Annotated in this window: 21 protein-coding genes and 3 tRNA genes; 15 read left to right on the forward strand and 9 right to left on the reverse strand. The window is 55.8% G+C overall.

Going from position 1 to position 25,809, the window contains the following annotated elements:
• From ACZ3HG_RS09865 to ACZ3HG_RS09875, 3 genes are all read right to left on the reverse strand, one after another.
• Window positions 1–73, reverse strand: a tRNA-Met gene (locus ACZ3HG_RS09865).
• A 48-nt stretch (window positions 74–121) separates the two neighbouring features.
• A tRNA-Met gene (locus ACZ3HG_RS09870) sits at window positions 122–198 on the reverse strand.
• Between the two features lie 77 nt (window positions 199–275).
• Window positions 276–352: transfer RNA gene (locus ACZ3HG_RS09875), tRNA-Met, on the reverse strand.
• 205 nt (window positions 353–557) lie between these two features.
• Here ACZ3HG_RS09875 and mltA point away from each other — a divergent pair.
• Entirely contained in the window at window positions 558–1,706 is a 1,149-nt protein-coding gene (gene mltA / locus ACZ3HG_RS09880) for a murein transglycosylase A (RefSeq protein WP_191933950.1), read from the forward strand.
• Window positions 1,707–1,765: 59 nt separating this feature from the next.
• Window positions 1,766–2,569: a tRNA cyclic N6-threonylcarbamoyladenosine(37) synthase TcdA gene (gene tcdA / locus ACZ3HG_RS09885; RefSeq protein ID WP_191933951.1), complete on the forward strand. Its 804-nt coding sequence runs from the start codon at window positions 1,766–1,768 to the stop codon at window positions 2,567–2,569.
• Window positions 2,570–2,661: 92 nt separating this feature from the next.
• On the opposite strand, the gene csdE is transcribed toward tcdA, so the two are convergent.
• Together csdE and csdA are read right to left on the reverse strand one after the other, a co-directional pair.
• Complete coding sequence (csdE, locus tag ACZ3HG_RS09890) at window positions 2,662–3,105, reverse strand: cysteine desulfurase sulfur acceptor subunit CsdE (RefSeq protein ID WP_191933952.1); 444 nt, start codon at window positions 3,103–3,105, stop codon at window positions 2,662–2,664.
• Window positions 3,105–4,310, reverse strand: a complete 1,206-nt coding sequence (gene csdA, locus ACZ3HG_RS09895) for a cysteine desulfurase CsdA (RefSeq protein ID WP_191933953.1) — start codon at window positions 4,308–4,310, stop codon at window positions 3,105–3,107. Before csdA ends, csdE begins: the two co-directional genes overlap by 1 nt.
• Before the next feature lie 226 nt (window positions 4,311–4,536).
• Here csdA and ACZ3HG_RS09900 point away from each other — a divergent pair, with 226 nt between their 5' ends.
• The 4 genes from ACZ3HG_RS09900 to rlmM all read left to right on the forward strand — a co-directional run bounded on the left by ACZ3HG_RS09900 (window position 4,537) and on the right by rlmM (window position 7,596).
• Window positions 4,537–4,761: a YgdI/YgdR family lipoprotein gene (locus tag ACZ3HG_RS09900; RefSeq protein WP_191933954.1), complete on the forward strand. Its 225-nt coding sequence runs from the start codon at window positions 4,537–4,539 to the stop codon at window positions 4,759–4,761.
• Window positions 4,762–5,106: 345 nt separating this feature from the next.
• The gene (locus tag ACZ3HG_RS09905; RefSeq protein WP_191933955.1) at window positions 5,107–6,024 is read left to right on the forward strand and encodes a transcriptional regulator GcvA; all 918 of its coding nucleotides are present in this window, start codon (window positions 5,107–5,109) and stop codon (window positions 6,022–6,024) included.
• Window positions 6,025–6,107: 83 nt separating this feature from the next.
• Complete coding sequence (locus ACZ3HG_RS09910) at window positions 6,108–6,503, forward strand: DUF423 domain-containing protein (protein ID WP_191933956.1); 396 nt, start codon at window positions 6,108–6,110, stop codon at window positions 6,501–6,503.
• Window positions 6,496–7,596 carry a 23S rRNA (cytidine(2498)-2'-O)-methyltransferase RlmM gene (gene rlmM, locus ACZ3HG_RS09915; protein ID WP_191933957.1) on the forward strand — a complete coding sequence of 367 codons (1,101 nt, stop codon included), beginning with the start codon at window positions 6,496–6,498 and terminating at the stop codon, window positions 7,594–7,596. The genes ACZ3HG_RS09910 and rlmM overlap by 8 nt, the downstream gene beginning before the upstream one ends.
• Before the next feature lie 77 nt (window positions 7,597–7,673).
• Here rlmM and xni read toward each other — a convergent pair whose 3' ends face one another.
• From xni to queF, 3 genes are all read right to left on the reverse strand, one after another.
• The gene (gene xni, locus ACZ3HG_RS09920) at window positions 7,674–8,423 is read right to left on the reverse strand and encodes a flap endonuclease Xni (RefSeq protein WP_191936232.1); all 750 of its coding nucleotides are present in this window, start codon (window positions 8,421–8,423) and stop codon (window positions 7,674–7,676) included.
• A 33-nt stretch (window positions 8,424–8,456) separates the two neighbouring features.
• Window positions 8,457–9,821, reverse strand: coding sequence for a nucleotide 5'-monophosphate nucleosidase PpnN (gene ppnN / locus ACZ3HG_RS09925; protein WP_465332759.1), 1,365 nt, complete (start codon window positions 9,819–9,821; stop codon window positions 8,457–8,459).
• A 253-nt stretch (window positions 9,822–10,074) separates the two neighbouring features.
• Window positions 10,075–10,920, reverse strand: a complete 846-nt coding sequence (gene queF, locus ACZ3HG_RS09930) for an NADPH-dependent 7-cyano-7-deazaguanine reductase QueF (protein ID WP_465332760.1) — start codon at window positions 10,918–10,920, stop codon at window positions 10,075–10,077.
• A 142-nt stretch (window positions 10,921–11,062) separates the two neighbouring features.
• On the opposite strand from queF, the gene syd reads away from it, so the two are divergent.
• From syd to ACZ3HG_RS09950, 4 genes are all read left to right on the forward strand, one after another.
• Window positions 11,063–11,614: a SecY-interacting protein gene (gene syd / locus ACZ3HG_RS09935; protein ID WP_191933961.1), complete on the forward strand. Its 552-nt coding sequence runs from the start codon at window positions 11,063–11,065 to the stop codon at window positions 11,612–11,614.
• A 610-nt stretch (window positions 11,615–12,224) separates the two neighbouring features.
• Entirely contained in the window at window positions 12,225–12,551 is a 327-nt protein-coding gene (locus ACZ3HG_RS09940; RefSeq protein ID WP_191933962.1) for a YqcC family protein, read from the forward strand.
• The gene (gene truC, locus ACZ3HG_RS09945) at window positions 12,551–13,324 is read left to right on the forward strand and encodes a tRNA pseudouridine(65) synthase TruC (RefSeq protein WP_465332761.1); all 774 of its coding nucleotides are present in this window, start codon (window positions 12,551–12,553) and stop codon (window positions 13,322–13,324) included. Before ACZ3HG_RS09940 ends, truC begins: the two co-directional genes overlap by 1 nt.
• Window positions 13,325–13,351: 27 nt before the next feature.
• Window positions 13,352–13,801, forward strand: coding sequence for a flavodoxin (locus tag ACZ3HG_RS09950; RefSeq protein ID WP_465332762.1), 450 nt, complete (start codon window positions 13,352–13,354; stop codon window positions 13,799–13,801).
• Between the two features lie 59 nt (window positions 13,802–13,860).
• Here the strand turns inward: ACZ3HG_RS09950 and barA are convergent, their stop codons facing one another.
• Complete coding sequence (gene barA, locus ACZ3HG_RS09955; RefSeq protein ID WP_191933965.1) at window positions 13,861–16,587, reverse strand: two-component sensor histidine kinase BarA; 2,727 nt, start codon at window positions 16,585–16,587, stop codon at window positions 13,861–13,863.
• Window positions 16,588–17,255: 668 nt separating this feature from the next.
• On the opposite strand from barA, the gene relA reads away from it, so the two are divergent.
• The 5 genes from relA to ACZ3HG_RS09980 all read left to right on the forward strand — a co-directional run bounded on the left by relA (window position 17,256) and on the right by ACZ3HG_RS09980 (window position 25,766).
• Window positions 17,256–19,493: a GTP diphosphokinase gene (gene relA, locus ACZ3HG_RS09960; RefSeq protein WP_191933966.1), complete on the forward strand. Its 2,238-nt coding sequence runs from the start codon at window positions 17,256–17,258 to the stop codon at window positions 19,491–19,493.
• A gap of 181 nt (window positions 19,494–19,674) precedes the next feature.
• Window positions 19,675–20,457, forward strand: a complete 783-nt coding sequence (gene mazG / locus ACZ3HG_RS09965) for a nucleoside triphosphate pyrophosphohydrolase (protein WP_198424989.1) — start codon at window positions 19,675–19,677, stop codon at window positions 20,455–20,457.
• Between the two features lie 199 nt (window positions 20,458–20,656).
• Window positions 20,657–22,294 (forward strand): glutamine hydrolyzing CTP synthase, encoded by a 1,638-nt coding sequence (pyrG, locus tag ACZ3HG_RS09970; RefSeq protein WP_191933968.1) that lies wholly within the window; start codon window positions 20,657–20,659, stop codon window positions 22,292–22,294.
• Window positions 22,295–22,374: 80 nt separating this feature from the next.
• Window positions 22,375–23,670, forward strand: a complete 1,296-nt coding sequence (gene eno, locus ACZ3HG_RS09975) for a phosphopyruvate hydratase (RefSeq protein WP_062744221.1) — start codon at window positions 22,375–22,377, stop codon at window positions 23,668–23,670.
• A gap of 209 nt (window positions 23,671–23,879) precedes the next feature.
• A complete protein-coding gene (locus ACZ3HG_RS09980; RefSeq protein ID WP_465332763.1) occupies window positions 23,880–25,766 on the forward strand; it encodes an acyltransferase family protein in 1,887 nt (628 codons plus the stop codon).
• Window positions 25,767–25,809 lie beyond the last annotated feature (43 nt).

A 25,809-nucleotide genomic window follows, 5' to 3' on the forward strand; every position in this document is an offset into this window, starting at 1 on the left:
TGCGGGAGCCGGATTTGAACCGACGACCTTCGGGTTATGAGCCCGACGAGCTACCAGGCTGCTCCATCCCGCGTCCGATTGACGCTTTTACTACTTTTACTTCCCCACCCACGACGGAAATTGGTTGCGGGAGCCGGATTTGAACCGACGACCTTCGGGTTATGAGCCCGACGAGCTACCAGGCTGCTCCATCCCGCGTCCGCGTGGTTTGTCGCTTCCATCACGACAACGTTCTTTTACTGCTGCTTAACTCAATCATACTGACTTCAGTTAATTGGTTGCGGGAGCCGGATTTGAACCGACGACCTTCGGGTTATGAGCCCGACGAGCTACCAGGCTGCTCCATCCCGCGTCCGTGGATGCGCACTATACGCCTGATGGGTTTTCTTGCAACCCCTTTTTGCAGATAAGTGGTTAAAATCGTGCTTGTTATACATTTCTTCGCCAGAATGTTGAAAAGTTGCACAAGTGCCGGTGCTCTTTACCACTGGCGCATTTTATTCTGGCGGTGCCTTTGCTATCTTCGCGCAGGGTTCCCGTATAAAGGTAGAGAAGGCATGAAAGCAGGTTGGGCAAAATATCTGGTGACCGGCACACTGCTGGCGCTGCTGGCAGGGTGTTCATCAAAACCCACCGATCGTGGGCAGCAGTATAAGGACGGAAAACTCGATCAGCCTCTGGCGCTGGTCAATCAGCCCAATGCGAAAGGACGCCCGGTCAATGGTAAGGACTTTGCCGACCAGGTTTCTCAGATTCGTTTTGCCTCTTCGGCAATGTACTCCCGGCAGGCGGGGACTTACAGCGCGATAGAGAGCTGGCTGATGGCCGGTGGCGATACCCGCCAGCTGCGCCAGTTTGGTCTGGACGCGTATCAGATGGAAGGAACAGACAATTATGGCAACGTCCAGTTTACCGGTTATTACACGCCGGTAATTCAGGCGCGCTATACCCGTCAGGGCGAATTCCAGTATCCTTTATACCGTATGCCGCCGCGTGCAAAGGGCAGAAAACTGCCCAGCCGTGCGGAGATTTACAGCGGTGCGCTGGATGACCGCTACGTGGCGGCTTACAGCAATTCGCTGATGGATAACTTTATTATGGACGTGCAGGGCAGCGGCTATGTTGATTATGGCGACGGCCGGCCGCTGATGTTCTTTGGCTACGGTGGCAAAAATGGCCATGCCTATCGCAGCATCGGTAAGGTTCTGATCGATCGCGGCGAAGTAAAACGTGAAGACATGTCGATGCAGGCTATCCGCCAGTGGGGAGAGGAGCACAGCCCGGCGGAGGTCCGCGAACTGCTGGAACAAAACCCTTCCTTTGTGTTCTTCAAGCCTGAGAATTTTGCCCCGGTACGCGGTGCCAGCGCAGTGCCTCTGGTGGCAAAAGCGTCGGTGGCGTCTGACCGCGCATTGATCGCGCCGGGAACTGCTCTGCTGGCTGAAATACCCCTGCTGGACAACAACGGTAAATTTACCGGAAAATATGAGATGCGCATGATGGTATCGCTGGACGTTGGCGGCGCCATTAAAGGTCAGCACTTTGATATTTACCAGGGAATTGGCCCGGATGCCGGGCATATGGCGGGTTGGTTCAACCATTACGGCCGCGTCTGGGTGCTGAAGAATGCGCCCGGTGCCGGAACGCCACTCTTCTCGTCTGCACAGAATAACGCTTCTCAGGGGGGGCTGCTGGTCAGCCAGTAAACCCCGGCGGGCCGCTTGCCGGCCCGCCGTTCGTTGAGACGCGTTTCGAGGAATAATGAATGATGGTTCTTTCAGACGCCTGGCGGCAACGCTTTGGCGGAACGGCGCGCCTGTATGGTCAGTCAGCGCTCCAGCTTTTTGCTGAGTCACACGTCTGTGTGGTTGGCATTGGCGGCGTGGGCTCATGGGCGGCGGAAGCGCTGGTGCGAACGGGCATCGGGGCGATTACGTTGATCGACATGGATGACGTCTGCGTCACTAACACCAATCGCCAGGTTCACGCGCTGAAAGAGAACGTGGGCCGGGCGAAAACCGAAGTGATGGCCGAACGTCTTCTGGCCATTAATCCGGAGTGTCGGGTGATCTGCGTGGATGACTTTATTACGCCGGACAATACCGCCGGGCTGATTGGCAAAGATTTCAGCTATGTCATTGATGCGATTGACAGCGTGCGACCAAAAGCGGCGCTGCTGGCCTGGTGCCGTCGTAATAAAGTTCCTTTGGTCACCACGGGCGGCGCGGGCGGCCAGATTGACCCGACACAGATCCAGGTGGCAGATCTGGCGAAAACCATTCAGGATCCGCTGGCGGCCAAGCTACGTGAGCGGCTGAAAGGCGATTTTAATATCGTGAAAAACAGCAAAGGCAAACTGGGAATTGACTGTGTCTTTTCTACCGAGGCGCTGATGTACCCGCAGCCGGATGGCTCAGTTTGTGCGTCACGCAGTACCGCAGAAGGGCCAAAGCGGATGGACTGCGCCGCCGGGTTTGGCGCGGCCACAATGGTGACCGCCACATTTGGTTTTGTCGCGGTTTCACACGTGCTGAAGAAAATGATGGCAAAAGCGGTCCGCGAGGGCTAATCCAACGCAGGGGGCTGACGTTCTGTTCCGGTCAGCTCTTTGACACAAGCCCTGGCATAACCCTCTATCCGCAGCGGTAAGCGGCCCCTCTTTTATTCGTTGGCTGCCCGCATTACCGCTGCCGCCATCGCCTGTAAGCCCGCGCTGCGTGAGGCGCTCAACTGCGCCATTAATCCCAGGGCGGCGAACAGGGCCAGCGGATCCTCCTGCTGCAGCTGTGCCGGTGTTTTTCCCTCGACCGCCGTGAGCAGCACGGCCAGCAGTCCGCGCACAATCCGCCCCTCGCTGTCACCGAAGAAGTGCAGCTGTCCGCTCTCCATCACCTGATGGCCCAGCCAGACGCGGTTTTCACAGCCGCTTAATTCAATCTCAACGCTTTTCAATGCCTCGGGTAGCGCAGGCAGCTGTCTGCCCAGCAGGATAAGCTGGCGGTAACGTTCCTCCCACTGTCTGAAGGTGGAAAATTGCGTTATCAGTGAGTCAGCGGTAATCGTGTCACCAAACGGGTGGGGAGCAATCAGGGATAAATTCGTCATTAATCAGCCAGTAGCGTCAGGGCGGTAGTCATGGCCGCGACCAGCGCGTCCACGTCTTCCGGGGTGTTATACGGGGCGAAAGAGGCACGCAGCGTGCCGCTGACGCCTAAAGCCGCCAGCAGCGGCTGGGCGCAGTGCTGACCGGCGCGAACGGCAATACCACTTTCTGCCAGCAGCATCACCACATCGCTGTGATGGACGCCGGCAATATCAAAGGCCAGCAGGCTGGAGTGGCTGGCACGATAGCTGCGGAAGCCAGGCAGTCGCGACAGACGGGCTTCCGCCTGAGAGGCCAGCTCACAGCTCCAGCGTTCGGCGGCGGCCGTATCCACGTGGCTTAACCACTCCAGCGCGGCACTCAGGCCAATGACGCCGGCCACATTTGGCGTACCGGCCTCGAAGCACCAGGGAACGGCCTGGGGGGTGAATCCATCGAAGTCCACGCGGGTGATCATTTTACCGCCGCCCTGCCACGGAACCATTTCTGCCAGTCGCCCGGCCTGACCATAAAGAGCGCCGATACCCATTGGACCATACAGCTTATGACCCGAAAAAGCGTAAAAATCAATATCCAGCGCCTGAACATCCGGCGGGCAGTGAACCACGCCCTGTGCGCCATCCACCATCACTTTTGCCCCGCAGCCATGCGCAAGATCGATAATCTGCTTCAGATCAGGACAGCCGCCGGTAACGTTGGACATCTGCCCGATGGCCACCAGGCGGGTACGGGCATTAAGCAGGCCCGGAAGCAGGTGGAGGTCCGGCAGACGATCCTGACCGATGGGCCACCTGACGACGCGGGCTCCGGTCTGCTCTGCCACCATCAGCCACGGTACCAGGTTGGCATGGTGCTCGGCTTCGCTGACCACAATCTCATCCCCCGGCTGCAGGCGCGGGCGCAGCCAGCTTTGCGCCACGAGGTTAATGGCCTCAGTGGTGCCTTTCGTCCAGACGATGCTGTGACTGTCTGCGGCATTCAGCAGGGATGCCACCTGGGTTCGCGCGTGCTCAAAGCGTTCAGTCAGATGCCGGGCGGCGGCGAACTGGCTGCGGTGAACCGTACCCGCGCTCAGGCGATAAAACTGTTCCGTCGCATCAATCACGCTTTGTGGTTTCAGCGCGGTTGCGGCACTGTCGAGATAGCAGGCCCCCTCGTTCAGGGCGGGAAACTGCTGGCGAAACCGCTGGGGGTTAAATGACGTCATACGTTGTACACATTCCTCTGGGGTGGTTCGTGCTTTTTTAGGACCAGACTGAAATGAATGTGGTTTTCTGGCAAAGCTGAAAAAGCGCGTTATGCTGAATTATGACTGCTTTATGTGTTTACCCGCAAACAGAAGGCTGTCTCAGTAGGCTGTTTTATTGTGTTTTTTTTGCCGCTTTTCTGACAGTTCGTCGGGTATTTCCTGTCTCATACTGGAGAGATAAAAAATGAAAAAATTCGCTGCTGTAATCGCCGCCTGTGCCATGACACTGTCGCTGGCTGCCTGTTCAAGTAACTATGTTATGCACACCAATGACGGCCGGACAATCGTTGCCGATGGCAAGCCTATGGTAGACGATGAAACCGGGATGATCAGCTATAAAGATGCCAATGGATCAAAACAGCAGATCAACCGCTCTGATGTCAAAGAGATGGTCGAGATGGGACAGTAAATTTCAGGTAAAAAAAAGCACCGCGCTTGGCGGTGCTATTAAAAATCAATATGGACAGACAGGGTAAATCTACAGGAATGTGTGGTAGCCAGGCTACCAGACCTGAAAATCGTCAGGTCAAATGCAAACACAACATCACGACACAAGCCAAAAGCCCCTCAAAATTCCGCGAGTTAACACCAAATTTTAATGCGCTTTTCGTTCCGGCTCAGGAAGTGCCGCAACTATAGGTATTTGCTGGTAGTTCCTCAACGGACAATTTATAATGCCTCGGATAAAAAAAACTAATACGTAACTCTGTGTAACAGAGCAACGCCTTGTCGCGATGAAAAGTACCCATTTACCATGTCGAAACGTTTACCTCCTTTAAATGCGCTGCGGGTTTTTGACGCTGCGGCGCGTCATCTCAGCTTTACTAAAGCTGCCGAAGAACTGTTTGTCACCCAGGCTGCCGTCAGCCACCAGATTAAGTCACTGGAGGACTTTCTGGGCCTGAAGCTGTTTCGCCGCCGTAACCGGTCGCTGTTGCTGACCGAAGAGGGGCAAAGTTATTACCTCGATATTAAAGAGATTTTCACCGCGCTGAATGATGCCACGCGCAAGCTGCAGGCCCGCAGTGCGAAAGGCGCGCTGACGGTCAGTTTACTGCCCAGTTTTGCCATTCAGTGGCTGGTTCCGAGGCTGACCAGCTTTAACTCAGCTTATCCGGGAATCGATGTGCGTATCCAGGCCGTGGATCGTGATGAAGAGAAACTGGCTGATGATGTTGACGTGGCCATCTTCTACGGGCGCGGCAACTGGCCGGGGCTGCGCGTAGAGAAACTCTATGCGGAATATCTGCTGCCCGTCTGTTCACCGCTGCTGTTAACAGGGGATCGTCCACTCACTTCACCCGCCGCACTGGCAGGGCATACGCTGCTGCACGATGCCTCGCGCCGCGACTGGCAGGCGTACACTCGCCAACTGGGTCTTAATAGTATCAACGTACAGCAGGGGCCGATTTTCAGCCACAGCGCCATGGTTCTGCAGGCGGCGATCCACGGTCAGGGGGTAGCGCTGGCCAACAATGTGATGGCCGAGAGTGAAATTGAAGCGGGCAGGCTGGTGTGTCCGTTCAATGATGTATTAGTCAGTAAAAATGCTTTTTATCTGGTTTGTCATGACAGTCAGGCAGAACTGGGTAAAATAGCCGCCTTCCGACAGTGGATCCTGGCAAAAGCGGCCAGCGAACAAGAAAAATTTCGTTTTCGTTACGATCACTGATCGCACTGCCCTCGCCGATATGCGGCAGGGAATAAGAACGGGCAGCAGGGGGCACACCCCCTGTTCTGAAAGAGGATGAGGTTATGTCCAGTCGTGCAATGCTGATTTTCGCCGCCATCAGTGGATTCTTCTACGTGATGCTGGGGGCATTTGGTGCCCATGTGTTAAGCAAGTCGCTGGGAAGCGCAGAAATGGCCTGGATGAAAACCGGGCTGGATTATCAGGGGTTTCATACCCTGGCGATACTGGGTCTGGCGACAGCGATGCTGCGTCGGGCCAATATCTGGTTTTACTGGAGTAGCGCATTTCTGGCACTCGGTACCGTATTGTTCAGCGGCAGTCTGTACTGTCTGGCGCTGTCGCACCTGAAACTGTGGGTGTATATCACCCCCATTGGCGGCACCTGCTTCCTGCTGGGTTGGGTTTTGATGTTGGTTGGCGCACTGCGTCTGAAAAAAAGGGCAGATCGCCATGAATAAAATTTTGCTGTATTGCCGTCAGGGTTTTGAAAAAGAGTGTGCTGCCGAAATCACGGCGAAAGCTGCAGAGCGGGAAGTGTATGGTTTTGCCCGGGTTAAAGATGACTCGGCTTACGTGCTGTTTGAGTGCTACCAGCAGGACGACGCAGAAAAGTTGCTTAATGCGCTGCCGTTCAGTGAACTGATTTTCTCCCGCCAGATGATCCTGGTGGGCGAACTGCTGCGCGATCTGCCGACGGAAGACCGCATTTCGCCGGTGGCGGGTATGCTGACCGGGGTGGTGGAGAAGGGCGGCGATCTGCGCGTCGAAGTTCCGGATACCAATGCCAGTAAAGAGCTGCTCAGGTTCTGCCGTAAGTTTACCGTACCGCTGCGTGCCAGCCTGCGTAAACAGGGGATCCTGCTTAACTATGAAAGCAACACGCGTCCGGTGGTTCACGTGTTCTTTATTGCCTCCGGCTGTTGCTATGTGGGCTATTCGCTGCCGCAGAATAATTCCGCACTGTTTATGGGTATTCCGCGACTGAAATTCCCTTCCGATGCGCCAAGCCGTTCGACCCTGAAGCTGGAGGAGGCGTTTCACGTCTTTATCCCTGCCGACGAGTGGGATGAGCGCCTGGCCAGCGGCATGTGGGCCGTGGATCTCGGGGCCTGTCCCGGCGGCTGGACTTATCAGCTGGTGCAGCGCAGCATGATGGTCAATGCTGTCGATAACGGCCCGATGGCCCCCAGCCTGATGGATACCGGGCAGGTGTTCCACCAGCGTGAAGACGGTTTCAAATACCGGCCGACGCGCAGCAATAACTACTGGGTGGTCTGCGATATGGTGGAAAAACCGATCCGTGTGGCTAACCTGATGGCCGACTGGCTGGTCAACGGCTGGTGCCGGGAGGCGATCTTTAACCTCAAGCTGCCGATGAAAAAGCGCTACGAAGAAGTGTCACAGAACCTGGCGATGATCGACGAAAAACTGAAAGCGAACGGGATCAACGCCCAGATTCAGGCGCGCCAGCTTTATCATGACCGCGAAGAAGTCACGGTGCATATCCGACGTATCTGGAGTGCTGCACCGGGGCGTCGCGACGAACGATAACGCCGTCGCGTGCTGTCAGGGTCGATCGTCACTGCGATCGGCCCTGCGTCCGGGCCGATTTTCTCTTATCCTGCCGTTTATGGCAGACGTAAATCCTTCAGATTTCCTTCCAGCACTAAATCAGTTTTCAGCGTGGCCACCTGACGGCAAATCTCAGCCATCTGCTGGTGTTCTGCCAGCTTTTTGCGCCATTTTTCCGGCACCTGGTCCAGTTGCTGATAGAGCGCCTCCAGCGTGACGAACTGTTGCAGCAGCTGGCTGGCGCTTTTACCGCCAATGCCTGCCACGCCGGGGATTTTGCTGCTGCTGATGCCGGCCAGCCCCCAGTAGTCGGGCAGCTGCGCGGGGGATACGCCAAACTCAGCGGCAATAAAAGGCACATCCAGCCAGCGCTTTTGAAAGTAATCGCGGATTTGAATCGCCGGTGCCAGCAGCTGACAGTAGCCCTTATCGGTAGAGACAATCGTTGCCTGATGGCCTGCGGCGGCGACCTTGCTGGCCAGCGTCGCTGCCAGGTCGTCAGCCTCATCCCCCGCAGAATGCCAGCTGGCGATACCGATGCTGGCAAAGGCCGCGCGCAACAGCGGCATCTCATTACGCAGCGTATCCGGCATTGGTGAACGTCCCGCTTTATAGTCCGGCAGCAGCTGGTGACGCCAGCTGCTGCTGCGGTCGTCGTCGTCAAAGACGGCTACAGCGTGGGTCGGGCGGATGTGGAGCAGCAGCTGTTGCAGGGCATTCAGACAGGTTTCCTGGCAGGGGGACCCCTGTACGGCGTGAATGCGCCGGATCAGATTCAGCGCATCGATAATTAACAGATGTATCATCAGATAACCCTGAGCGGCCCGCAGGCCGCTCTTTTACTTAATGATTTCGTAGCAGGGAATATAAGCGCTGCCCGGCAGCTTCATACGATGCTGGGCAACAAACCCTTGCAGCAGATCGTCCATGCGTCGCATGATTTCCGGATCGCCGTGCAGTTTGTACGGCCCTTTCTCTTTAATGGCCTGGATACCAACGTCCTTCACATTTCCCGCCACGATGCCGGAGAATGCGCGGCGCAGGGCCGCTGCCAGCTGTTCGGCCGGCTGGTCAGGTGAAAGATTAAGATTCGCCATATTCTCATGGCTCGGCATAAACGGCATTTGCAGATCGGGGGCAATACGCAGCGCCCAGTTAAAGCTGTAGGCATCGCCTGTTTCACGACGGTACTCTTTGACCTTCGGCATCGCTTTTTTCATCACCCGCGCCACTTCTGCTGCATCATCAATAATGATGGTGTAATGCCTGCGTGCCTCATCACCCAGCGTATTGACGATAAACTCGTCCAGCACGCGGAAGTAATCAGCGCTCTCTTTCGGACCGGTGAGGATCAGCGGCAGCACCTGGTCGTGGTTGTGTGGGTTCATCATGATACCCAGCAGATAGAGCAGCTCTTCCGCCGTGCCCACACCGCCCGGGAAGATAATGATACCGTGAGCGATGCGCACAAAAGCTTCCAGACGTTTTTCAATGTCCGGCATGATGATCAGTTCATTAACCAGCGGGTTAGGCGGTTCGGCGGCAATGATCGAGGGTTCAGTCAGGCCGATAAAGCGGCTGTCCCGGTAACGCTGCTGGGCATGACCTACCGCAGCTCCTTTCATCGGGGCTTCCATCACCCCCGGGCCACAGCCGGTACAGATGTTCAGTTCGCGCAGACCCAGCTGGGAACCGACGCTCCGGCAGTACTGGTATTCAATGGCATTGATGGAGTGTCCCCCCCAGCACACCACGGTGTTCGGCTCTTCCCCCACGTGCAGGGCGCGGGCATTGCGCAGGATAGAAAATACCAGATTGGTAATATGCACCGGATCGTCGCTTTCGAACTGCTGGAAGCGCCCGGCATTGTCGATCTTTCCGTTCAGGAAAAGAATGTCGCGCAGTACGGCAAACAGGTTGGCCTGCAGGGCGCGAATTATACGTCCGTCAACGAAGGCTTCTTCCGGTGGATTGATCAGTTCCAGCTTCACGCCGCGCTCACGACGCAGCACGTTAATGTCGAAACTTTCGAACCGGGAGAGCAGTTCCTGACTGCTGTCGGTCTGGCTACCGGAGTTGAGGACAGCGAGTGAGCAGTTGCGGAAAAGCTGATAGAGATCGCTGCTGGCCGTGCGTTTCAGCATATCGACTTCAAGCTGAGACAGCAGATCCATTGAGCCAAGAGGGCTGACATGTGTAATCAAGTGAACTCCTTTACACCCGCCGGGTGTGCAGTGACTCCACGGCCTCGCGGTCGCAGAGAAAAGATATCCTTAAGCAACATCGCGGGCGAACCGCCAGATGGCGGTCTGCCCTTACAGCGATCGTCGTCACGGGCGACTCTTTTTCTGGCCGCCCCGTATCGGAACAGACGCCAAAGGCGTCATCGCGCTGCCCGAAGCCAGAGTAGCCTTTTTCATTGAGATTTAACAACAGGTTAACGTCGGGGCCGCTGATTTACTGGCGAACCAGACGTGAACGGCTGGCAACAAATGTATCGTTAGTGCGCCACGGGTTGATATCCAACCCGCCGCGCCGCGTGTAGCGGGCATACACGGTCAGACTTTCTGGCTGACAGTAGCGCTGAATATCGTTGAAAATACGCTCAACACACTGTTCGTGAAACTCATTATGATTGCGGAAAGAGACCAGATAACGCAGCAGCGCTTCACGGCGAATACGGGGGCCGCGATAGCTGATTTGTACCGAGCCCCAGTCAGGCTGGTTGGTGATCAGGCAGTTTGATTTCAGCAGATGGCTCACCAGTTGCTCTTCTACCCGTTCAGCGGTCGTGGCATCACGCAGGTAGTCAGCACTGAACGCATAGTTATCAATCGTAATGTCCTGCTCATCAATGCACTCACCGCTAAAGCGGCCGACAGGTTGCCCTTCGATTTCCTGCAGTCGGAACAGCGCCACGCTCACCTTGCCCTGGGCACAGGCGCTCAGGTCACGCTCCAGCGTCTGACGGACATCACCCCAGTCCGCAAAAGAGGTCTGATTAAAGCTGTTCAGATACAGCTTAAAGCTTTTCGATTCGATCAGGTTCACGCTTCCGGCATCCAGCGTAACTTCCCCTATCGCGACCTGTGGCAGGCCTTTGCTGTTAAGCCACGACAGCTCATACAGCGTCCAGATATCTGCACCATTAAACGGCAGGTTGTCGGGATAGAGGCCCAGCGGCTCACGGTTAAGGCTGCGCGGTACCGCCTGCAGCAGATCGGGCTGGTAGCTGTCGTGATATTCTGTGGGTTTCCCCAGGGTCAGGCCTTCCAGCGCCTGATGATGCTCGTATGAAGACATGGTGTTACCTTGTGTTACCTTAGGACACCCACCGTGGCAGATGCGTGAATACGGTTGGGTACTGTCTGCGCGCCAGGCGCGTGAACGATAAGCAGTACCACAGGCAGTCAGTGTAACTCAGCAAGCAAAGAGTGAAAAAATAATGATCGAAGAAACGTCACAGGCATTACGCGATTTTAGTCAGCGCTATTGCGATCTCTGGCAGCAGCATCATGGTCACGCGCCCGCCAGTGCCGACCTGCACGGAATCCCTTCTCCCTGCATCGTTGCCACGCATGAGGATGAGGTCTGGTGGCAGCCTCAACCCTTTACGCTGGCGAAAAATCTTGAGGCCGTTGAACGTGCGCTCGACCTGCGACTGCAACCGTCCGTTGCCGGATTCTACACCGCGCAATTTTCTGGCGACATGAAAGGAACTTTTTCCGGTCAGCGGATGTCTCTTGTACAGGTGTGGAGTGAAGATGACTTCGTGCGCGTTCAGGAAAACCTGATCGGGCACCTGGTGATGAAGCGTCGTCTTAAACATGCCCCCACGCTCTTTATCGCTACCACAGAGTCTGAACTGGAGGTGGTGTCGGTGTGTAACATAAGTGGTGAAGTCGTTATCGAGCAGTTAGGTACCACAAAACGCCAGGTTATCGCCCCCTCAGTTCAGAACTTTCTTATTCTTTTACAACCTCTTAGCGAGCGTTGATCAGAGTAAAACCATTCCTTGTGTGCGATATCTCTCACAAACGCTGTGAGAGATCGCTTCGAATCGTGCAGATATCAGATTAGTTCTTTTTGTAAAAATATTGTAGATCATAACGTTATGAGCTCGGTTGCTGATATTTGCGTGTAATACGTTTAAAAAGCACGTCATGGTGTCTTGTTTGCTTATGCTGATCGGGCAGAATAGCACCCAACGCAAAGGATGCGCTGGACTGGAACAGACATCATGATGATGTCACTCACGGAATGAGTCGGACCCGTCTGGATGATGTATCAGGGATAGGCTTCGGGAAGAAGCAAGGACACCTCAGGATGAGGTAAGGGACACCTCCAGGAAGGAGAATGTGAACCGAACAGGATGATTCGGTTGTCAGGGATGTCAAAGGACTTGCATCAGGATGATGCTTCGCTCAGGAGAGCACAGGAATAGTTTTCAAGGATGAGCAGGGAGCATAAAGGTAGCCGGAACGCTGCAAACGAACCAGGGGCACTGTTTATACAGTGCCCCTTTTTTTGTTGAAATTTTTGCCCTGTGCAGCGCCAGTGATATGCTTTGCGCTCATTATCCCCGAAGCCTAATCAGGAGGTTGCTCATGATGCGTGAACAGCAGGTTCAGGAACGATTGCTGGCGATTGAAACGCAGCTTAAAACCGCCGGTCTCTGGCAGGCGATAGCCCCCAATAGCGAGGCGTTTGCCAGCACGGAACCTTTCTGTGTTGATACTATGACGCCCCTGCAGTGGCTGCAGTGGGTTTTTCTGCCACGAATGCAGGCGCTGCTGGATGCCCAGGCCGAATTACCGGTTTCGCTGGCCATTGCCCCCTATTATGAAGTCTGGCTGGAGGGCGAGATCCCTGAACGTGCCCAGCTGCTGCACCGTTTAAATGCGCTTGACCAGCTGTTTGAGTCGCCCAACTGATGCTGGAGATTATTTACCAGGATCAGTGGCTGGTGGCGGTCAATAAACCCTCCGGCTGGCTGGTACACCGCAGCTGGCTGGATCGTCATGAAACGCAGTTTGTGATGCAGACGGTGCGCGACCAGATCGGGCAGAATGTGTTTACCGTACATCGTCTGGACAGGCCCACCTCCGGCGTTCTGCTGATGGCGCTCTCCAGCGAGGTTGCGCGCCTGCTTTCTCAGCAGTTTGAGCAGCACCAGCTGCAAAAAACCTATCATGCCGTAGTGCGCGGCTGGCTGGAAGGTGAGGATCGGCTGGAGTATGCGCTGACCGAAGAGCTGGATAAAATTGCTGATAAATTCAGCCAACCAGAGAAAGCGCCGCAGCCAGCCGTCACGCACTGGCGCGGACTGGTTACCGTCGAACAGCCGGTTCCGGCCGGTCCGTACCCGACCACGCGCTATTCGCTGGTGGAGATGAAGCCTGAATCCGGGCGTAAGCATCAGCTCCGGCGTCATATGACCCATCTGCGACACCCGATCATTGGTGACAGCGCCCACGGCGATCTCAAGCAGAACCGGGCTGCGGCAGCCCATTTTGGTATGAATCGTCTGATGCTGCACGCCAGCGAGCTGCTCCTGACCCATCCGGTTACCGGTGACCCCCTGCGGCTTTGTGCCGGGCTGGATGGCGTCTGGCAATCGGCGATGGCCCGGTTCGGCTGGCAGCATTGCCTCCCTGACGTGCCGCGGGTTGAGTTCGCGGCGCAAAGCCCGCAGGATAGTGAATAACAATCAGCATTAATAATGGAGAAAAGCATGGCTGAGGTAGGCATTTTTGTCGGTACCGTTTACGGTAATGCCCTGTTAGTGGCAGAAGAAGCGGAACCCCTGCTGGTGGCTGGTGGCCATCAGGTGAAAATTTTTGACGATCCGACGCTGGAAGACTGGCAGCGCTACGCAGAGCAGGTCACGCTGGTGGTCACCTCTACTACCGGTCAGGGCGATCTGCCGGACAGCATAGTCTCGCTGTACAACGGCATCAAAGATAAGCTCGGCTATCAGCCCACCCTGCGTTACGGCATTATTGCGCTGGGAGACAGCAGCTACGATGACTTCTGCGGCGGAGGTAAAAAGTTTGCGGAACTACTGCAGGATCAGCAAGCGGTTCGCGTTGGCGAGATGCTGCTGGTCGATGCAACGGAACACCCGGAACCGGAAGAGGTGACGTCACCCTGGGTAGAGGCGTGGGCGAAACGCCTCGGCTAGCAACGGACCCCATCCCTGCGTGTTGTCTCTGACGGTGTGGCATGCCCACCGTCAGAGCCTTACAGCTTCAGACGTTCTTTTGCCAGCCGCGCTACGTTCTGCATCTCATCCAACAGCTCGAAAAGCTCCGGTTCAACCTGTGTCAGATCCCGGCTGTGGCGCAGGCTCTGCTCCAGCTGCAGGCAGAGCTGTTTCATGCGCGGCACACCGCTGTAGCTGGCGCTGCCATGCAGTTTATGGATGATATCACTCAGCGCATCCGGGTTATCCTCGGCCATATACTGCTCAACCAGCGCCTGCACCTCCGGCAGGAAGTCCACCAGCATCTGTAACAGGTCGCGCGCCAGATCGGGCTTATTCGCCGCCTGACGCAGCGCCAGCGCCCAGTCGAGCGAGGCGGGAACTTCAATCACCTTCGGTAACGTCCGCTGTCCTCCTGGCGTATAGCGGGCCAGCAGGCGGCTGAGTTTTTGTTCGTCGATCGGTTTGGCCAGGTAGTCATTCATCCCGGCCTTGATCAGCTGCTCACGCTCACCGTCCAGCGCATGTGCCGTCACGGCGACAATGGGCGTATTGGCATGCTGGGGCAGGGCGCGTATCACTTCACTGGCGCGGATACCGTCGATCTCCGGCATCTGAATATCCATCAGGATGATATCCAGATGCTGCTGACGCGCCTGAGTAATGGCGGCTTCTCCGCTGTCGCACAGGACGATCTCTGCCACCTGTTCTTCCAGCAGGGCTCCAATCAGTTTGAGGTTAGCCGGGTTATCATCTACCGCCATCACGCGTAACGGCAGGCGGGGACGCTCTGGCAGCGGCAGCGTATCACGACGATGGTGATCGACCAGCAGCGGGATCAGGCGGGTCATGGATATCGGCTTGATCAGACAGGCGGTCACGCCTCGGCCTTTCAGTTCTTCTGCGTAGACCTGCATCTGGAACGGTAGCGCCATGATCACGCTGCCGGCTCGTTGCAGAATCGGCTGCAGCTGCTCACTGCTCATCTCCAGGCTGTGCTGATCGGCCACCGGTAGCCCCATCAGCAGTACGTCGTAGTGTTCGTCCGGAAGGTCGCTGAGTGACGGGCTGTAGCTGATTTTCATCGGCGTCGCCTCCAGCATATCCAGCAGGGCTTTCGCTGCCGTTGCGTTTGGCTCAACGTAGGCCATCCGCTGTCCTTCAATACAGTCCATCACGCGCGGATCGCTGGCGGCATTTGGGTTCAGCGCCAGGTTAACGTGGAACCAGAAGGTGGACCCGTGGTTCAGGCGGCTATGGAAGGAGATTTCCCCGCCCATTTCGTTCACCAGCTTCTGGGTGATCACCAGCCCCAGCCCGGTGCCGCCGTGGCGGCGTGAAATGCTGGCATCTGCCTGGCGGAAAGCCTGGAACAGCTGTGACTGCTGCTTCTCGGAAATGCCGATGCCGCTGTCATGGATCTGGACTTCCAGCTCCATGCGGTTGTTGCTCAGGGCGCGCTTTTCAACGCGAATATCAATATTGCCGCGTTCGGTGAATTTGATCGCATTCCCCAGCAGGTTGACGATGATCTGCTGCATGCGCAGCGGATCGCCGATGGCGTTATCCGGGACGTCGCCCTGAATATTCAGCGTCAGCTCCAGCCCTTTTTCATGCGCTGACTGCGCCAGCAGTACCACCACTTCATCCAGGGTGGCACGCAGCGGGAAGGGAATGGTTTCGAGGATCAGTTTTCCGGCTTCCAGCTTCGAAAAGTCGAGTACATCATTGATAATGCTTAATAAATTGTTCGCTGAGCGTTCGATGGTATGCAGATAGTCGCGCTGGGTGGAGTTCAGCGTGGTTTTCAGCGTCTGGCGGGTAAAGCCGATCACCCCGTTTAATGGCGTGCGCAGCTCATGCGACATATTGGCCAGGAACTCTGACTTGATACGTGCCGCTTCCTGCGCGCGTTTTTTCGCCAGGTCCAGCTCAACGTTCTGGATCTCCATCTGCTCCAGCGTCTCACGCAGATCGGAGGTGGCCTGGTCGATATTCTGCTGCATCTCTTCGTGATAGGCGGTCAGCGACATCGCCATGGAATTAATGCCGTTCTTCAGGACGTCCAGCTCACCGAGCATATGGCCTTCCACGCGGCTGTCGAGCTGGCCCCGGCGGATGCGGTCAACGGTGCTGACCATATTGCGAATCGGTCCGGTGACATCACGCATCAGGCGGTAGGCAAACACCATGGCAATACACAGGCACAGCAGCAGCAGCAGAGTGGAGATAAACACTTCTTTATACTGCTGAAGCCGGACCGACTGTAAATCCAGCTCAATAGCAACGTACCCGAGGGGGTTTCCGGTGGGTTTGGCGTCCTGCCCCGGTGATTCATCCGGGTAGTAGGTTTCCGACAGGATCGGCGTACGCAGGATCACCGAGTTGCCGTGGCGCTCCTTCATGTAGCGCGTTGTTAACGGCGTATTATCCGGCAGCCGCAGCAGGTCCGGCGTCTGGTGATAGTTTGAGGTGACAAACAGCTGGTTATGGTCATCAAAAACGGAAATTGCCCGCACAATATCGGAGTGGCGACGGTGCAGCAGGCTGACCAGCTGACGGACGGACTCGCGGCTGTGAAAGGTCATGCCATATTCACTGGAAACGGCCAGCGGTTCGATGATATTCACTCCGGCATCAGTCAGCTGGCTCTGGAGTTCGTTGTAACGGTTAACAACGAAAAAGGTCGAGAGCAGCAGACCGATCATCAGCGTCGGAGCCAGAATTAAGATCATCATTCGAGCCCGCAGGCTGTATTTGGTCATAGTATTCCCTGTTTGCGGCGATGCGCGCTGTGCCGTCCCTGGCGCATTGGGGTCTGTCAGGCCAGTTACAGACGTCCACCGGCAGGTGATGCCCGATTGTTCCTGCTGATAATGATGACGTGTGAACATCAAAGAAACAATGACCAAATGCGTGCGGTAAAAAGATAGCCGTTGCCCCATGATGACGCCCGGACTTAAGGCATTTTGTCCGCGATGCTATGATTGTCACGGATTTCACCGGCAGAATTCTCCAGACTGCGCCCCTATCGCGGGCCTTCAGACTGCGGGCAGATGCAGATTTATGCGAGATTTCTGAATATCAGGGACTATTTTCCGCAAAAACTGGAACAATTTTCGCATAAGCCTAAGCTATGACGGCAGCCACCCGCTGAACGGGGATGGCTCTGCGGATAGTATTGGAAGTTTTGTCCCATTATCGGGAAAATATGGCCGAAAATGTCGCAGGTATCGCTGGCAGTGCAGCATTAGCGGTCAAGGCTGCGTATAATGTCACGACACAAACCCGGGACAGTCAGGTATGACTGCGGTCCGGCTACCTACAGGATCGGATGCGGCTGTGCGTCGGGGGGGAACCTGTCGGCAGGCGGGGTCCATGGCGCGTTTAGCCGAAAATAAGCCCCTGAACAGAGGCGATGCCAGGAGAGGATATGGTTGCGGTAAGAAGTGCACATCTGAACACGGCTGGCGAGTTTGCGCTCGACCAATGGATCACCAGTCTGGGGATCTCCAACCAGCAGTCATGTGAACGACTGGCCGAAACCTGGCGCTACTGTGAAGCGACAACCCAGGGTCACCCTGATGCTGCACTGCTCCTGTGGCGCGGTGTTGAGATGGTGGAGATCCTGTCGATGCTCAGTATGGACTGTGAAACGCTCTGCGCCTCGCTACTGTTCCCGCTGGCCGATGCCGGTGTGGTCAGTGAAGCCCTGTTAGAAGAGCAGCACGGTAAAGCTATCGTTTCGCTGGTGCACGGCGTGCGTGATATGGATGCCATCCGTCAGTTAAAAGCCACCCACAATGATTCAATGGCCTCTGAGCAGGTCGATAACGTCCGCCGGATGCTGCTGGCGATGGTGGAAGATTTCCGCTGCGTGGTCATCAAGCTGGCGGAGCGTATTGCCCACCTGCGTGAAGTCAAAGACGCACCGGAAGACGAGCGGGTACTGGCGGCGAAAGAGTGCACCAATATCTACGCCCCTTTGGCCAACCGTCTGGGCATCGGTCAGTTAAAATGGGAGCTGGAAGACTTCTGCTTCCGCTATCTGCACCCGGATGAATATAAGCGCATCGCCAAACTGCTGCACGAGCGCCGCATTGATCGTGAAGACTATATAGATACCTTCGTTCAGTCGCTGCGCACCGAGATCGTGAAAGAGGGGGTGAAAGCCGAGGTCTATGGCCGCCCGAAACATATCTACAGCATCTGGCGCAAGATGCAGAAAAAATCCCTGGCCTTCGATGAACTGTTTGATGTGCGAGCCGTGCGCATCGTGGCCGAACGGCTGCAGGACTGCTACGGCGCGCTGGGGATTGTCCACACGCTCTATCGCCATCTGCCGAGCGAGTTCGACGATTACGTCGCCAATCCCAAGCCAAACGGCTATCAGTCCATTCACACCGTGGTGCTGGGGCCAAAGGGTAAAACCGTTGAAATTCAGATCCGCACCCGTCAGATGCACGAAGATGCCGAACTGGGCGTAGCCGCGCACTGGAAGTACAAAGAAGGGGCGGCCGCTGGCGGCAGCGCACGCGGCGCTTCCGGTCATGAAGGGCGCATTGCCTGGCTGCGCAAGCTGATCACCTGGCAGGAAGAGATGGCGGACTCGGGCGAGATGCTCGACGAGGTGCGCAGTCAGGTATTCGACGATCGGGTGTATGTGTTTACTCCGAAAGGTGACGTGGTTGACCTGCCGGCCGGTTCGACGCCGCTGGATTTCGCTTACCATATCCACAGTGATATCGGCCACCGCTGCATCGGTGCGAAGATTGGCGGACGCATCGTGCCGTTCACCTACCAGCTGCAGATGGGCGACCAGATAGACATCATTACCCAGAAGCAGCCGAACCCAAGCCGCGACTGGCTGAACCCGAACTTAGGCTATATCACCACCAGCCGGGGGCGCTCCAAGGTTCATGCCTGGTTCCGTAAGCAGGACCGCGACAAGAATATTATTGCCGGCCGCCAGATCCTCGACAGCGAGCTGGATCACCTTGATATCAATCTGAAAGATGCTGAAAAGCTGCTGCTGCCGCGTTACAACTTCAACTCGCTGGACGAACTGCTGGCGGCCATTGGCGGCGGCGATATCCGCCTGAATCAGATGAGCAACTTCCTTCAGTCGAAGCTGAATAAGCCCAGCGCCGAGGAAGAGGACCGCGAGGCGTTGCAGAAGCTGACGCAGAAAACCTCTAACAGCGTGCCGCGCAGTAAAGAGAGTGGCCGCGTGGTGGTGGAAGGCGTCGGCAATCTGATGCACCATATTGCCCGCTGCTGCCAGCCGATCCCCGGCGATGATATCACCGGGTTTATCACCCAGGGACGCGGTATCTCGATCCACCGCGCCGACTGCGATCAGCTGGCTGACCTGATGTCACATGCGCCGGAACGTATCGTCGATGCGGTCTGGGGGGAAACTTATTCCAGCGGTTATTCGCTGGTGGTGCGCGTTACCGCCAACGATCGCAGTGGTCTGCTGCGTGATATCACCACCATTCTGGCAAATGAAAAGGTGAACGTGCTGGGGGTCTCCAGCCACAGCGATACGAAGAAGCAGCTGGCCACCATCGATATGGATATTGAGATATACAACCAACAGGTGCTGGGACGGGTGATTGCCCGGCTCAACCAGGTGCCGGACATCATCGACGCCAGACGATTACATTGATCTGTCAGTTGCCATGTTGTCCTCCGGCAGTGCTCACCCCTGGTCACATACTCGTGTATATGACCAGGGGGATTGCGCGCTGTCGGTGAACAAACTGCCTGCGCCAGTAACGCCACGACGTGGTCTGTTGTAAAACCCCATCAGGCCTGCCAAACCAAAAACGACGTAAATGGATGAAATTATGACTTCTCTCGATCGCCTGCTGGGCATCATGAAAACCCTGCGCGATCCGGAAAGCGGCTGCCCGTGGGATCGCCAGCAGACCTTTGCTTCCATCGCCCCTTATACCCTTGAAGAAACCTATGAAGTCATCGATGCGATTAACCGCGCTGACTTCGACGATCTGCGCGGAGAACTTGGGGATCTGCTGTTCCAGGTCGTGTTCTATGCCCAGATGGCACAGGAAGAGGGGCGCTTTAACTTTGATGATATCTGCAGCGCCATCAGCGACAAACTCGAACGCCGTCATCCACACATTTTTGCCGACGCTCAGGTCAGCGGCAGCGCTGAGGTGCTGGTGAACTGGGAGCAGATTAAAAGCGACGAGCGGGCCGGGAAAGCCCAGCACTCTGCGCTGGATGATATTCCGCAGGCGTTACCGGCGCTGATGCGCGCGCATAAAATTCAGAAGCGCTGCAGCAACGTCGGTTTCGACTGGACTACCCTCGGCCCGGTGCTGGACAAAGTGCATGAAGAGATCGATGAAGTCATGCACGAAGCGCAGCAGGCGGTGATAGACCAGGACAAGCTGGAAGAGGAGATCGGCGACCTGCTGTTCGCCACGGTGAATCTGTCACGACATCTCGGCAGTAAAGCCGAAACCGCGCTGCAAAAGGCCAACAACAAATTTGAACGCCGTTTTCGCCGGGTGGAACAGATTATCGCCGCACAGGGCATGACGATGCAGCAGGCCACGCTGGAAGAGATGGAGGCCGCGTGGCAGGTGGTGAAAGCAGAGGAATAATGGGCTGACACGATTCAACAAAAGTGTGACGTGCATCAACCTCCTGGGGCGGATATTCAGGTAATCTCATGGCGGTAAATGCGGTGGGAAACACACAACCGGAAACGATCAATTGTCGCCACGGGGTGTTTCGGGTATACTATTTTCCCGTCCTGGTTATCCATTCCATCGTCTTTAAACCTACATTCTCAGGTTCAGCATGACAACGAACTATATATTTGTGACCGGCGGGGTCGTTTCCTCTCTGGGTAAAGGCATTGCCGCAGCTTCCCTGGCCGCTATCCTTGAAGCGCGTGGTCTTAACGTGACCATCATGAAGCTGGACCCGTACATTAACGTGGATCCAGGTACCATGAGTCCCACCCAGCACGGTGAAGTCTTCGTCACCGATGACGGGGCGGAGACCGATCTGGATCTTGGCCACTACGAGCGTTTCATCCGTACTAAGATGAGCCGCCGTAACAACTTCACCACAGGTCGAATCTACTCAGAAGTGCTGCGCAAAGAACGTCGCGGTGACTACCTGGGCGCGACCATTCAGGTGATCCCACACATTACCAATGCTATCAAAGAACGTATCATCGAAGGCGGCGAAGGCCACGATGTGGTGCTGGTGGAAATTGGTGGCACCGTGGGTGACATCGAATCCCTGCCGTTCCTTGAGGCGATCCGCCAGATGGCGGTAGACGTGGGCCGTGAGCACACGATCTACATGCACCTGACGCTGGTGCCGTACATGGCAGCAGCGGGCGAAGTGAAAACCAAGCCTACTCAGCACTCGGTGAAAGAACTGCTCTCTATCGGTATTCAGCCAGATGTGCTGATTTGCCGTTCAGACCGTGCCGTTCCGGCAAATGAGCGTGCGAAAATTGCCCTGTTCTGTAACGTGCCTGAAAAAGCGGTTATCTCGCTGAAAGACGTTGACTCCATTTATAAAATCCCGGGCATGCTGAAATCGCAGGGCCTGGATGACTACATCTGCAAGCGCTTCAACCTGAATGCCCCGGAAGCCAATCTGGCCGAGTGGGAGCAGGTGATTTATGAAGAAGCTAACCCCGGAGGTGAAGTCACCATCGGGATGGTCGGCAAATATGTCGAGCTGCCGGATGCCTATAAGTCCGTGATTGAAGCCCTGAAGCACGGCGGCCTGAAAAATCGCGTGACCGTCAATATCAAACTTATTGACTCTCAGGATGTCGAAACCCGTGGTGTTGAAGTGCTGAAGAATCTGGATGCTATCCTTATTCCTGGCGGTTTCGGCTATCGCGGCGTGGAAGGTAAACTGATGACCGCGCAGTACGCCCGCGAAAACAACATCCCTTACCTGGGTATTTGCCTGGGAATGCAGGTGGCGTTGATGGAGTTTGCCCGCAACGTGGCGAACATGCCGGGCGCGAACTCAACCGAGTTCGTCCCTGACTGTAAGTACCCGGTTGTCGCGCTGATCACCGAATGGCGTGACGAAGACGGCAACGTTGAGCAGCGTTCTGAACAGAGCGATCTGGGCGGGACCATGCGTCTGGGCAGCCAGCAGTGCCAACTGACCGAAAACAGCCTGGTGCAGAAGCTGTATGGCTCTGACACTATCGTTGAGCGTCACCGTCATCGTTATGAAGTCAACAATATGCTATTGAAGCAGATTGAAGCGGCTGGTTTACGTGTGGCAGGCCGCTCAGGGGATGACCAGCTGGTGGAGATCATTGAGCTTCCTGACCACCCCTGGTTTGTTGCGTGTCAGTTCCATCCGGAATTCACCTCAACACCCCGAGACGGGCACCCGCTGTTCAGTGGCTTTGTTAAAGCCGCCAGCGAGTACCAGAAGCGTTTGGCAAAATAAGTGTTTTCATAACCTCTTGAAACCGCATGGCTTCAAGAGGTGCGTCTAAGTTTAAGCTAACTTGTACTGAGGAAAAACTAATGTCCAAAATCGTAAAAGTCATCGGTCGTGAAATCATCGACTCCCGTGGAAACCCGACCGTTGAAGCTGAAGTTCACCTTGAAGGCGGCTTTGTTGGTCTGGCAGCAGCGCCATCAGGGGCTTCTACTGGTTCCCGCGAAGCGCTGGAACTGCGTGACGGTGACAAATCTCGTTTCCTGGGTAAAGGCGTGACCAAAGCGGTTGCCGCAGTTAACGGTCCAATCGCTGACGCGGTCACCGGTAAAGACGCGAAAGACCAGGCCAACATCGATAAGATCATGATCGATCTGGACGGTACTGAGAACAAATCACAGTTTGGTGCTAACGCCATCCTGGCCGTTTCTCTGGCGGCAGCGAAAGCCGCAGCGGCAGCGAAAGGCATGCCACTGTACGAGCACATCGCTGAACTGAACGGCACCCCAGGCAAGTTCTCTATGCCACTGCCAATGATGAACATCATCAACGGCGGCGAGCACGCCGACAACAACGTCGATATCCAGGAATTCATGATCCAGCCAGTTGGCGCGAAAACGCTGAAAGAAGCGGTTCGTATGGGTTCTGAAGTGTTCCACACCCTGGCAAAAGTGCTGAAGTCTAAAGGTATGGGTACTGCGGTTGGTGACGAAGGTGGCTACGCGCCAAACCTGGGTTCTAACGCCGAAGCACTGGCTGTTATCGCTGAAGCGGTAAAAGAAGCGGGCTACGTTCTGGGTAAAGACATCACCCTGGCGATGGACTGTGCAGCCTCTGAATTCTACAAAGACGGCAAATATGTGCTGGCTGGCGAAGGCAACAAAGCCTTCACGTCTGAAGAGTTCACTCACTTCCTTGAAGACCTGACCAAACAGTACCCAATCGTCTCTATCGAAGACGGTCTGGACGAATCTGACTGGGCTGGCTTCAAATACCAGACCGAAGTGCTGGGCGACAAAATCCAGCTGGTGGGCGACGACCTGTTCGTTACCAACACCAAGATCCTGAAAGAAGGTATCGATAAAGGCATCGCTAACTCCATCCTGATCAAATTCAACCAGATCGGTTCTCTGACCGAAACCCTGGCTGCGATCAAAATGGCAAAAGATGCGGGCTACACTGCGGTGATCTCTCACCGTTCAGGTGAAACCGAAGATGCCACTATCGCTGACCTGGCGGTAGGTACTGCAGCGGGCCAGATCAAAACCGGTTCGATGAGCCGTTCTGACCGTGTTGCTAAGTACAACCAGCTGATCCGTATTGAAGAAGCGCTGGGCAACCGTGCGCCGTTCAATGGCCTGAAAGAAGTTAAAGGTCAGTAAGCTGCTGATTTTCTGAGCCGCTCATCCGGCTGAGGATAATCTGAAAAGCCCCGTCTCCGGACGGGGCTTTTTTTTGTTTATTTTTATTTTTCAAAGCGTTAACTGAATTTTGCCTGATGCGGAAAAATCCTGGTTATCTGTTACGGGGCGTTTTATGCGGTTATTTTGTGTAAATTCCTGGTCACTATTTGTAATCAGGATCAGGAAATATGAAATACCGTGCTGATGTTGACGGGCTTCGCGCACTCGCCGTGCTACCCGTTATCGCTTACCACATGGGGATCGGGGGGATACCCGGTGGGTTTACCGGCGTGGATATCTTCTTTGTTATTTCCGGCTATCTGATCTGCGGCATCATTTATAACAGCGCCATCAGCGATAATTTCTCCTGGCTGGATTTTTATAAGCGCCGCTGCCTGCGCATTCTGCCGCCGCTGTTTGTCGTGCTGCTGGCGACAATGATCTTTGGCTACTACCATCTGCTGCCTGCGCAGTTCACCGACCTGAGCAACAGCGCGCTGGCGGCGCTGCTGTCTGTCTCGAATATCTTTTTCTGGAAGACCACGGGCTATTTTGACGGGCCGGCCGATCTGAAACCGCTGCTGCACACCTGGTCGCTGGCGGTGGAGGAACAGTTCTATATCCTCTTCCCGGTCGTGCTGCTGCTGGTGATCCGACTCTTCCGCCACCGCACCACGCAGGTGATGCTGCTGGTGATTGCCGGGTCACTGCTGCTGAGTATATACGGCGTGACACGCAAGCCGACCTTTACCTTCTATATGCTGCCGACCCGCGCCTGGGAACTGGCGCTCGGTGGGATTATCGCTATCGCCGGGCTGGAGGCGAAAACAGCTCACTACAGTGCCGCGCTGAAACACGGCATGAGTCTGGCCGGGCTGGGGTTGATTCTGTTTGGCTTCCTGTGGCTGGATACCACTCTGCCGTTCCCGGCGTGGAATGCGCTCTATCCCTGCCTCGGCAGCTTCCTGATTATCCTTGCGGGCCAGCAGTCGGTGGTCTCGCGTCTGCTGGCGCTGAAGCCGGTGGTGTACATCGGTATGATCTCCTACTGCCTGTATCTGTGGCACTGGCCGATTATTGTCTACTCGCGTATGTTCTTTAACATCGAACCCGGAGTACGTGAGCTGGTGATCCTGGCTCTGACTTTCGGTCTTGCCGTTGCCTCACGCTATCTGATTGAGATCCCCTTCCGTTACCGTCTTGCCTGGGTATCGCCGGGGCGTATTGTGACGGCATCGGTCATGGGTCTGGCAGTGATGGCCAGCGGTGCGGTGTATAAAGGGCATATCAGTAACAGCTCGGGGCAGTTTTCAGCGGAAGCGCTGGCGCTGGCGCAGTATTCCGAATACAGCAAAATGCCTGAGTTTGACTACCAGTACCGCCGGGGCCAGTGCTTTGTGGATGGGAAAAACGAAGAGGACAAGCCCTTTAACCGTGAATTCTGCCTGAAGACTTCCAGTACGGCGAAGAACTACGTGATGATCGGCGACAGCCACGCTGCCCATCTGTGGCGTGCCGTCAGTCTGGCTGCGGGCGAGGGGGTGAATGTGATCCAGGCAACCTCAGCGGGCTGTAAGCCGCTCTACAAACAGGATCTGCGTAATCCCTGCACCAGACTGGTCGATTACGTCTACGATGAGTGGATCCCCGGGCATCACATTGACGGCATTATTATTTCGGCACGTTGGGCACCGGAGGATATTGCTCCGCTGCGCGCCACCCTTGACCATCTGAAGTCGCGCTCTGACAATATCATTGTGATGGGGCCTACTGTCGAGTACACGGAGGCGCTGCCCGACCTGCTGGCGTACCAGACGGACGGGCGCAAAGATTTGGTGGCATCCTCGATTAAAAAAGAGGTCAGAGGGACGGATGCCCGAATGCGGGCGGCCATGGCGCAGCAGGGGACGCCTTATATATCGGTCTATTCGATAGTCTGTCCGGGGAACGTTTGCCGTGGCCTGGCCTCTGACGGCCATCCGACCTCGAATGACTACGGACACTTTACCCTCAGTGGGGCGAAGGACGTCGCGAAGCAGGCGATGGTGCAGATGCACGAGAAAAGGTTTATGTAACTTATCAATGCGGGCGGCCAGAAAATGGCCGCTCACGGGGTTT

Source organism: Erwinia sp. PME.40.26/001 (assembly GCF_055556675.1).